Genomic DNA, 5673 nt, shown 5'->3' on the forward strand with positions numbered 1-5673 from the left:
GCCCTCGTCATGCTCACCCTCGCCGGCCCCCGCCCCACCCTCCCAGGTCGCCAACTCACGACGGAATGACCCACTCATGCGGCAGGAGAGCCTCATTTCTCGTGAGCATCTACAGCGTTGAAGATCGCCAACTGCTGCCCAGACTACTGATCAAACGCTGCTACTTCACGTGAACGAAGCCAGGCGCAGAGGCGCGCCCGCCGACGATGCCGTGCACTGAGCCTCCGCCAACTTGAAGTAGCAGGTCAAAGGGCTGGTGTGACCGGTTCTGGGGGTGCTCATGCTGGTCACGGGCGACTGTCTGAGCAGTAGATCGTCCGTCAGCGGTTGATTTCGAGGTTCGTCAGGACGAGCAGGGCTCGCAGGAGGCGGGTGGCGCGGGCGGGGGCGGTGCGGAGTTTGGTGAGGATCCGCCAGTTCTTGAGGTGGGCGAAGCCGTGCTCGACCGGTGCACGTCCGACGGCGAGGACGCGGTTGGCCTCCTTCTCGCCTCGAGTGAGCTTGTGGGTACGAGTGGCGATGTAGCCGGTGACGATCACGGGGTCGGGGATGCCGTTGTCCAGGCCGCGGAAGCCGAGGTCGGCCAGTGCCCCGAGGCCGGCGGCGTGCACGTGGGCCAGGATGTGGTCGTGGCGGGCGGCGGTGTTGTCGTGGGTGCGGCGGGGCCGGGCGGCGGATATCCAGATCAGGCGGCCGTTCTCGTCGGTCAGGGCATCGAGGTCGCCCTCGCCGATGCGCTGGCTATCCTGTACTCACTACCCGGTCTCCTCGCTGGAGAGCAGCGGTGCTCCCGATGACACCGGGGGCAAGGTCGTCGCGATCCTTCTCGGCCTGTACGGAACCTCGGGGTTCGATGAGGTGTGCAGTGCTGGTCGCGACGCTCTGGCGAGTCACATCGCCGTCGGAGGACCGCGGGCCCGTATTGCAGACCGCCAGCATGCCCTGCTTTGGCCGTTCCGCTCTCTTCCGGTGCGGTCAGCAGGCCAAAGCAGTCACGGGCCGGTCCAGGATGCTGTGGGTCCCGATCCGGTGCCACACGATGTGACAGGCGCCTTACGACATCCTCGGCACCATCGCGGGCGATGACACGCTCCTGCTGATCAGCCGTGATCCGAGCGGCGGCCAGGCGCTGGCGGACCACCTGCTGCGGTTGGCGCAGAACGGGCACTGACCGGGATGCGGGGCCTGGCCCGGCGGCGGAGAATGGGTATGTGATCTTCCGGGACGGGCGGGCAATCACCTGGCGGCCGTCGGCGGTACACAGACGTCCGCCGGGTTACCGGTTCCCGGTGGAGCGCCTCTCGGACGAGGCTCTGCTGTCCGGACTGGCCGTCGGCGACTCGGAGCTGGCCGTCGTCTTCGTACGGAGGTTCCAGCACCGGGTCTTCGGTGTCGCCATGGCCGTCACCCGGGACCAGCAACTCGCCGAGGACGTCGCCCAGCAGACGTTCGAGCGCGCGTGGCGGCACGCGCAGATCTACGACTCGCGTCGCGGCTCGGTCAGCACCTGGCTGACGACCATCGCGCACAACCTCGCCATGGACACCGTCCGGGCACGCCGAACGGTGCCGATGGCACCCGAGGACCTGGACACCTTCATCGGCGTCGTCACCGAGACCCCCGAGCGGTGGGCGCTGGCCGACGAGGCCTCCGCCCAGCTCCGGGCCGCTGTGGCCCGGCTGCCCCGGGAGCAGGCCCGGGCCCTGATGATGACGGGCGTCTACGGGATGACGGCCCAGCAGGTCGCCGACTCGGAGCGGATTCCGCTGGGCACCGCGAAGACAAGGATCAGGGCGGCGATGGCGAAATTGCGTACCATCCTGGCGGCTCCGGAATGAGGGGACTATGTCCAGGGGTCCGGCCTGCGCGAAGCTGCGGGAAGTCAGTGCCGAGCTGGCACTGGGAGTGCTGCCCGGCCGGGAGCGGGCCGAGGCGGTCGCCCATCTGGACCAGTGCGCCGAATGCAGGGAGTTCGTCGAGCAGCTCTGCCTCGTGGGCGACCGGCTGATCGGCCTGCTGCCGGACACCGAGCCGCCACTCGGTTTCACGAGCCGGGTGGTGCGCAGTCTGGCCCAGCAGGCGGCGGCACCGGAGGAAAGGGCGAGAGCCGCGCGCGGCCCGGGCCTCGCCCTCCCCGGCCCACGCGGCCCCGCGCGCAGGGCCCGGGGGTGGCTCGCGGTGGCCGCGGCGGTCCTCGCGGGGTTCGCCGGCTGGGCGATCGGCACTCGCCGTCCAGGAGCTCACCGCCTCACCCCTGCGCGCCGTCGAGTCCGAGCCCGTGAAGGCCGGGGACATCACCTCGGTCGCCCGAGGTGCCGTGACCGGTGGGATCGACGACCACGAAGATCCTGCCGGGGCTGCCGGGACGGGCGTAGATCTCGCTGGTGGAACCGGCAGGGTCACCTGCCTTCTCAAGCACTCGGAGGGGACGACCGTCCGCGTCTGCGATCTCTCCGTCCGAAACGGCATGCCGTGACCCCGGTCGACTCGAACACGCTCTCCGGCGCTCGTCGGCGTCTGCCGACGACACCGTCCTTGCCACGGCTCACCGCAGCCCGCCAGGTGCCGGCCCGGGGAGGCATGGGCCCCGGCCCCGACCGGGCAGCGTCACTCGGGCAGCGCCCCCTTGAGGGCGGCGGCCAGTCCGGAGACCGTGGGCCGGGACGACGGATCGGCCCGCAGACAGCTGTCGACGGCGGCGACGAGAGCGAGCGGCAGGCGCCGCCGGGACGCGATCGGCGGGGCGGCCTCCTCGAGCTGCCAATACCGGTCATCGGTGTCGTGGCCGTCTGCCGCGGCCGTCCTTGCCCTGCAGGCGACCGGCTTCTCCCCGCAGGCCGCTTCGAACAGCGTGATGCCGATGCCCCACACGTCGGCGGTGGCCGTGAGCGGCCCGCCCCGGGCCTGTTCCGGGGCGAGATAGCAGCACGTGCCCAGCCCCGCGGGCGCGGGCCCCGGCGGCCGGGCCACACTCAGGTCCAGTACCTTGACGTGGCCGCGGTCCACCACCACGTTGGCGGGCTTGAGATCCAGATGGAGCAGGCCCCGACCGTGGAGGTAGTGGACCGCCGAACACATCTGCACCCCGAGCAGCGCCACATCGGCGGCGGCCGGCCGCCGCCGCAACCGGTGCACGAGGTGGGACAGGGTCTCACCGGTCAGCGTCTCCAGGACGACGAGCGGCTCGGGCGACTTGAACGCCTCGTAGCCACGGACCAGGTGTGGATGGGTGAAGTCCCGCAGCCACCGCCCCTCGCGCAGCAGCCGCTCGTCCAGCCGCTTCTCTCCGCGGTGGTCCGCCCGCACCACCTTGATCACGCACCGGCAGTCGCGTTCTTCGCTCCAGGCGTCGTAGACGTCGAGCCAACCGGTGCGCGTCAGGTGCTCGAGGATCACGTAGCCCTGCATCGGTTCCGTGCCCGGGGCCCAGGGGGCGGGGGCGCTCATGACAGCACCGCGCCCGCGCCGAGCCGGTGCAGCCGGGCGTACGCGCCGTCGCGGCCCAGCAGGTCGTCGTGGGCGCCGTGCTCGACGACCCGTCCGTGGTCGAGTACCACGATGCGGGTGGCGTCCCGGACGGTCAGGAGGTTGTGCGAGATGACGACGGTGGTCCGCCCGGCCATGAGCCGGCGCAGCGGGTCCATGATCCGTCGGCCCGACCCGACGTCGAGCCCGGTGGTCGGTTCGTCCAGCAGCAGCACGGGCGCGTCCCGGATCATCGCCCGGGCGATCGCCAGGCGCTGGCACTGTCCGCCGGACAGCGTCCGGCCGCGCTGACCGACCAGCGTGTCATAGCCCTCCGGGAGCCGCTCGATGAACTCGTGCGCGTCCGCTGCGCGTGCCGCCGCGACGACATCGGCGTCCGTCGCGTCCGGCCGGCCGTAGGCGATGTTCTCCCGCACGGTGCCGTGGAAGACAAGGGTCTCCTGGAGCACCACCGCGACGTTCTCCCGTACTTCGGACAGACTCAGGTCCCGCAGGTCGGCGCCGTCGAGCAGAACCGCGCCCCGGTCGGGGTCGAAGAAGCGCAACTGGAGCTTGGCGACCGTCGACTTGCCGGCCCCGCTCGCCCCGACCAACGCCAGCGTCTCGCCCGAGGCCACGTGGAAGGACACGTCCGACAGCGCCCACGAGGCGGCATCGGGATAGCGGAACCAGATGCCGTCGAACTCCACGTCGCCCCGCGCGCGGCCGATCCGCCGGGCGCCCGGAACCTCGACGACCTGTGGACGCTGGTCCAGCAACTCGATGATCCGCTCCGCCGAGGCGGAGGCCGCGTAGAAGGTGTTGCCGAGCCGGGCCAGGCCGCGGACCGGGCTGTAGAGCTTGCCGATCAGCGCGAGGAAGACCAGCAGCCCACCGAGGGTGAGCTGTCCCTGGGCCAGCTTCCAGGTGCCGAGGCCCATCACCGCGAGGCCGCCGGTCACCTCGATGACCTCGACGACGGGCGAGTAGACGGCCCGGATCCGCGTCGAGGCCATCGCTGCCCGGAACTTGCCGACGTTCTCCCGCTCGAACCGGTGCTCCTCCCACCCCTGCCGGTTGTACGCCTGCACCAGCGCGACGTTGCCAAGGGCTTCCTCGGCCACCGCGCTGATCGAGCCGCTGCGGCGCCTGCGCTCCCGTGACGCGGCCTTGATCAGCCGCGAGAAGTGCCGGGCGGCGGCCCAGAACAGCGGCACGATGGTGAGGGCGAGCAGAGTCAGGTCCCACCGCAGGTAGACCAGCATGCCGAGGTAGACCCCCAGACAGACCACGTAGTAGAGGGCGTTCGCCACCCCGGAGAGCAGGAACGTCTCGACCGCGTCGACGTCGCCCGTGATGCGGGACAGCAGGTCCCCGAGCCGCCGACGTTCGAAGAAGCCGAGCGACAGCCCCTGGACGTGCCGGAACACATCGGCGCGAAGAGAGAGCAGGAAGCGTTCGCCGACCCAGGTGGACGTCACGTTGTCGGCGAACCGCAGCACCCCGGACAAGACGATGAGCCCGAGGTAGACCGGTGCGATCCAGAGCAACGGCCGCAGAGCACGGGGGACGAGCACAGCGTCCACGACGGTTTTGAAGAGCCAGATCTCCGAGGCCTGCACGGACGGGCCGACCAGGCTGAAGAGGAGAACGGGGACCAGCCATCGCCGACCGCCGCGCGTGTAGGGCCAGAACCGCCGGAACACCTCACGCGGCGCCATCGCGGGCGCGGCCGCCACGACTGCGTCGGACGCCTCCACCGACAGCAGACGCCGCAGGACATGCATCATGGGATGCGCACCTCAGGGTCCGAGGAGCGGACCGGGGCATCCAGTCGCCGGCCCGCTCAGCACTCGTTCGGTCAGTGGCTGCTGTGTTCGCTGCGGTGATCCGAACCGCTGCGGTGATCCGAACCACTGCGGTGATCCGAACCGCTGCCGTGCCTCGACGATCGGAGGCCGTCAGACCTTGCGGGCATGAGTTTGCTGAAGATGGCCATCGTTCCTCCTGAACCTCGTTGGGGAACTCTTCCTCACTAGATACGTCTCAGGGGCGGATTCGGATGGCTTGCTTCGAAAAAATGCCGTTCTCAGCACCATCGTGCCGCTAGCCCCAATACCGGTGACTTTGGCTCTTTCCGGTCGTTGAGCGGGTGTGCCAAGGCCAGGACAGGTGAAGTCGCCGGCAGGGGAGCGGTTGTCGGATCGG

General features: G+C 70.2%; 5 protein-coding genes and 1 pseudogene. 2 read left to right on the forward strand and 4 right to left on the reverse strand.

Going from position 1 to position 5673, the window contains the following annotated elements:
* Positions 1 to 320: 320 nt before the first annotated feature.
* Positions 321 to 734, reverse strand: a complete 414-nt coding sequence (locus tag ACIHCL_RS36755; protein ID WP_399868905.1) for a transposase family protein — start codon at positions 732 to 734, stop codon at positions 321 to 323.
* 320 nt (positions 735 to 1054) lie between these two features.
* On the opposite strand from ACIHCL_RS36755, the pseudogene ACIHCL_RS36760 reads away from it, so the two are divergent.
* A pseudogene (locus ACIHCL_RS36760) lies at positions 1055 to 1171 on the forward strand (arginine repressor); the annotation flags it as partial.
* A gap of 118 nt (positions 1172 to 1289) precedes the next feature.
* Positions 1290 to 1838 (forward strand): RNA polymerase sigma factor, encoded by a 549-nt coding sequence (locus tag ACIHCL_RS36765; RefSeq protein ID WP_399868900.1) that lies wholly within the window; start codon positions 1290 to 1292, stop codon positions 1836 to 1838.
* A 410-nt stretch (positions 1839 to 2248) separates the two neighbouring features.
* Here the strand turns inward: ACIHCL_RS36765 and ACIHCL_RS36770 are convergent, their stop codons facing one another.
* The 3 genes from ACIHCL_RS36770 to ACIHCL_RS36780 all read right to left on the reverse strand — a co-directional run bounded on the left by ACIHCL_RS36770 (position 2249) and on the right by ACIHCL_RS36780 (position 5255).
* Entirely contained in the window at positions 2249 to 2419 is a 171-nt protein-coding gene (locus ACIHCL_RS36770) for a hypothetical protein (protein ID WP_399868901.1), read from the reverse strand.
* Between the two features lie 188 nt (positions 2420 to 2607).
* On the reverse strand, positions 2608 to 3447 hold the full coding sequence (locus tag ACIHCL_RS36775; RefSeq protein WP_399868902.1) for a serine/threonine-protein kinase: 840 nt from the start codon (positions 3445 to 3447) through the stop codon (positions 2608 to 2610).
* The gene (locus tag ACIHCL_RS36780; protein ID WP_399868903.1) at positions 3444 to 5255 is read right to left on the reverse strand and encodes an ABC transporter ATP-binding protein; all 1812 of its coding nucleotides are present in this window, start codon (positions 5253 to 5255) and stop codon (positions 3444 to 3446) included. The genes ACIHCL_RS36775 and ACIHCL_RS36780 overlap by 4 nt, the downstream gene beginning before the upstream one ends.
* Positions 5256 to 5673 lie beyond the last annotated feature (418 nt).

The sequence above is a fragment of the Streptomyces sp. NPDC052042 genome, assembly GCF_044548345.1.
Taxonomy (GTDB): Bacteria; Actinomycetota; Actinomycetes; order Streptomycetales; family Streptomycetaceae; genus Streptomyces.